The 380-nt window shown below is 72.1% G+C and carries 1 pseudogene; it reads right to left on the bottom strand.

Annotated elements, in window-relative coordinates:
* A pseudogene (locus tag PUR56_RS06215) lies at positions 1-380 on the bottom strand (polyketide synthase); the annotation flags it as partial.

Below are 380 nucleotides of genomic sequence, written 5' to 3' on the forward strand. Positions count from 1 at the left end.
CCGCTCACGCCGAAGGACGACACGGCGGCCCGGCGCGGCCGGTCCACCTCCGGCCACTCCCGCTCCTCCGTCAACAGCGCGACCGCACCCGACTCCCAGTCCACCTTCGAACTCGGCGCGTCGATGTGCAGACTCTTCGGCAGCACACCGTGCCGCAACGCCTCCACCATCTTGATCACACCCGCGACACCCGCCGCCGCCTGCGCATGCCCGATGTTCGACTTCAACGAACCCAGCCACACCGGCTGCTCCGCCGGACGACCCTGCCCGTACGTGGCCAGCACCGCCTGCGCCTCGATCGGATCACCCAGCGACGTCCCCGTCCCGTGACCCTCCACCGCGTCCACGTCCGCGGCGGTCAGCCGGGCGTCGGCGAGCGC

It is taken from the genome of Streptomyces sp. BE303 (genome assembly GCF_036290945.1).
Taxonomy (GTDB): Bacteria; Actinomycetota; Actinomycetes; order Streptomycetales; family Streptomycetaceae; genus Kitasatospora.